Here is a 3,400-nt window from a genome sequence, read left to right on the forward strand (position 1 = left end):
CGCCAGCCGCGAATACACCAACCCCATCGAACACATGCGCGCCCTGAGCATCGAGACCCCCCACATCAAACGGGACTGGATCCCCTCCTGAACCCCCCGGTACGCGCCGACGTACCCCTTGTCCCGTCCCGTTCCCGAGTACGAAGGAAGAGCCAGCCCATGAGCTCGGACAGCAGCCCGCGACCGGCGGCCCGCGCCACCATCGACCTCATCACCGCCGCCTGGCACACCCAGGCCGTCTACGCGGCGGCCAAGCTGGGGGTGCCGGATCTGATCGCGGCAGGGCACACAGGACCCGCCGACATCGCCCGGGCCGCCGGCGCGGACGAAGACGCCGTACGGCGCCTGCTGCGCCTGCTGCTGCGTCTGGACGTGGTCGAAGGCGACGAGAGCGGGGGCTACCGCAACACGTCCGTGGGCGACATGCTCCGCGACCGGCCCGGGTCGCTGCGGGACGTATGTCTGCTCTACGGGGAGGAGTTCTACCGCGCCTGGGGGGACTCCATCGAGACGTTCAGGACCGGCAGGGCCGGGTTCGAGAAGGCGTACGGTCAGACGCTCGTCGACTATCTGCGCGATGACGCCGACGCCGCGAAGCGCTTCCAGCGCGCCATGCAGGCCCAGGCCAGCAACTTCGCTTTCGACGCGGTCCCGGAGTACATCGACTTCAGCGCCGACCGGCACGTCGTCGACATCGCGGGCGGCAGCGGCCAGCTCCTCGCGACCGTCCTCGGCGCCGCGCCGAAGGCCCGCGGCACCCTGCTCGACCTGGAGCACACGATGCCCATCGCCCGTGCGCACCTGGAGCGGACCGTGGGCACCGACCGCGCCGAGCTCGTCGCCGGGGACATGTTCACCGGCACGATCCCCGAGAAGGCCGACACCTACCTGCTGTCCCGGGTCCTCGGCGACTGGTCGGAGGACGACTGCGTACGCCTGCTGCGCAACATACGCGGGGCCATGGCCCCGCACTCCCGCCTCCTGATCATCGAAATGATCGTCCAGGACGGCAAGGCGGGCCTGCTCGCGCCGCTGTGGGACCTGCACCTGATGGTCGTCAACGGCGGCCATCAGCGTTCGTCCGGCGAGTACCGCGAACTGGCGGCGCGTTCGGGCCTGTCCATCCAGCGGTCCGTCCCGCTCCCCATGGAGACGGAGGCCCTGGTCCTCACCCCCGTGGTCTGACGTCCGCCCCCCTCCCGCCCGTCCTCCCGTCGTGACCGAGGAGCCCGCATGTCGCAACAGCAGCCGAACCCACCGCGCGCCATCAGCACGACCGGGTCGCTCGGCCCCGGCATCCGCCTCCGGGAAGCGGACGGGGTGCGGACAACCGGTCTCGGCGCGCCCGTCATCCGCGGGCTGCACACGTCGGTGGCCGCCTTCGTCGGGGACGCCCCGGGGCTGCCGCGCAGACCGGTCTTCGTCCGGCACCCACAGGAATTCCTGGAGGCGTTCTCGCCGCGCGGGGCCGCCGGGGCGGCACCCTCCTTCGTGCACGACGCCGTGCTCGGCCACTTCCGCAACGGTGGGGGCGGGGCGTGGGTCCTCGGAACGGACCCCGATCTCCTCGGAACGGGCTCCGACGGGGGCCGTATCGGCGCCTACCGGTCCGCACTCGCCGAGCTGGAGCGCCTGCCGGAGATCACCGTCGTGGTGGCTCCCGACCTGTGGCGGGTGGAGAGGGACGCGCACGGCATCGCGCGGCTCGTCGCCGGACACTGCGAGCGTGCCGGCAACCGGGTCGCCCTGCTGCACACCCGGCAGGGACTCGCCCCCGCCGACGTACGCAGGCCTTTCGAACTCGCCGAGCCGGAGGCCCGGTTCGTCGCCGTCCACTATCCGTGGGTCATGGTGAGCGAGGCGGGCGGCACGGAACGCATGGTCCCGCCTTCGGGCCACGTGTCCGGGCTCTGCTGCCGTGTCGACATCGAGCAGGGCGTGCCCAGGGCTCCCGCGGGCGCCCTGGTGGGAGTCGTCAAACACGAGCGGGAACTGTCCGCCGACGAGCGGGAGACGATCGGTGCTCTGGGGGTGAACTGCCTGCGGTTCGTCCCGGGGAAGGGCATCCGGGTGACGCAGGCGCGCACGTTGTCCACCGATCCCGACTGGACGGATCTCGGTGTGCGCCGCCTGGTGAACCATGTCCGGGCCTCGCTCGTACAAGGGACCAGGTGGGCCGCCTTCGAGACCAACGACGCCCATCTGCGGGCGCTGGTACGCCAGTCCGCCGTGACGTTCCTGAGGGGGTTGTGGCGCCAGGGGGCGCTGCGCGGCGAGAGCGCGGCCGACGCGTTTCGCGTCGTCTGCGACGACACGAACAACGACGCGCGGAGCCGGGTGATCCTCGACGTCGGACTCGCCACCGTGCGTCCGGCCGAATTCAGCACCTTCCGCATCCAGCAAGACGGTCCATAAAGGTAAGGCCCTCAAAGGGGTGACACCCTCAAAAGGGGTAACGCCCGGCTAAGGAGATTCACTGCAATGGAGATCCATTCATGCCCGCGGAACCACAAACAGGAGACCCGTCCGGTCGGCGGGGCCGTCCTCTGTGACCCGTGCGTCGGGAAACTGGAGCGCGATCTGCGCGCCCTTCCCGGCATGCATCAAGAAGGCCTGCACCACGTCATGGCGGCTTCCAGGCGGCGGAATCCGACAAAGGTTTCGGGCAGTCGCAAGCGGGATCATCTGAATGTCGCCGCGCTCGACGCGAGGAGCAACATCCTCGCCGTCCTGGAGTCGTGGGCGGGTTACGTCGCGGACGAACTCGGCGCCGCGGCTCCGGCCCGTTCCGTCCCCCAGCTGGCGCGCTTCCTCCTGCTCCACCTGGAGTGGCTGACGGCCCAGCCGCCGGCCGCGGACTTCGCGGACGAGATCGAGGAACTGCACGACGAGCTGCTGCGGGTCATCGAGCCCGACCACGCCGACCGGAACCCGCTCACCAGGCGGTGCGTGGTGGACAGTTGCCCGGGGACGATCAACGCCTCGCCGCAGCCCGCCGCGACCGCGCAGTCGGGCAACAGCATCAGCTGTTCGTCGGGGCACTCGTGGGAGATTCGGGAGTGGCTCGTCCTGCGGCACCTCATGGACCGACAGAGCAGGGAGGCCGCTTGACGGCGTCGTCCTGACGGTCCGACGGCCCTGACACGGCCGGTCGGCACCGCGCGTTGTCCGGCCTGTTCAGCGGGAGAGAGCAGGACGGAGCGGGGCGGGGTACCGAGAGGACCGAGCCAGGCGCAGGCATGGGAGTAGGCGCGGGCGCGTGGCCGCAAGCGGCGCGCGCCCCGCCCTCTTCCGCCCCGCCGACCTCACCGGATGTGCAGGTTGTCGAGGTAGGACCGCACGTTGCGCCGCGTCTCCGGCACGCTGTCACCACCGAACTTCTCCGCCACCGCATCCGCCA

Annotated in this window: 4 protein-coding genes; all 4 read left to right on the forward strand. The window is 70.8% G+C overall.

The features are described from left to right. Nucleotides 1-91: PhzA/PhzB family protein (locus AC07DI_RS37435; protein ID WP_478909440.1), on the forward strand; the 91-nt coding region annotated here is incomplete at its 5' end. 68 nt (nucleotides 92-159) lie between these two features. Then, on the forward strand, nucleotides 160-1,185 hold the full coding sequence (locus AC07DI_RS37440) for a methyltransferase (RefSeq protein WP_478909436.1): 1,026 nt from the start codon (nucleotides 160-162) through the stop codon (nucleotides 1,183-1,185). A 48-nt stretch (nucleotides 1,186-1,233) separates the two neighbouring features. Then, complete coding sequence (locus AC07DI_RS37445) at nucleotides 1,234-2,415, forward strand: phage tail sheath family protein (protein ID WP_478909437.1); 1,182 nt, start codon at nucleotides 1,234-1,236, stop codon at nucleotides 2,413-2,415. A 66-nt stretch (nucleotides 2,416-2,481) separates the two neighbouring features. Continuing rightward, the gene (locus tag AC07DI_RS37450; RefSeq protein ID WP_478909439.1) at nucleotides 2,482-3,111 is read left to right on the forward strand and encodes a hypothetical protein; all 630 of its coding nucleotides are present in this window, start codon (nucleotides 2,482-2,484) and stop codon (nucleotides 3,109-3,111) included. Nucleotides 3,112-3,400: the final 289 nt, after the last annotated feature.

Source organism: Streptomyces sp. NPDC044106 (assembly GCF_056433985.1).

Bases quoted from the DNA above. Each gene is read 5' to 3' on its own strand.
- AC07DI_RS37440 (WP_478909436.1), top strand. From the start codon at position 160: ATGAGCTCGGACAGCAGCCCGCGACCGGCGGCCCGCGCCACCATCGAC.
- AC07DI_RS37445 (WP_478909437.1), top strand. From the start codon at position 1,234: ATGTCGCAACAGCAGCCGAACCCACCGCGCGCCATCAGCACGACCGGG.
- AC07DI_RS37450 (WP_478909439.1), top strand. From the start codon at position 2,482: ATGGAGATCCATTCATGCCCGCGGAACCACAAACAGGAGACCCGTCCG.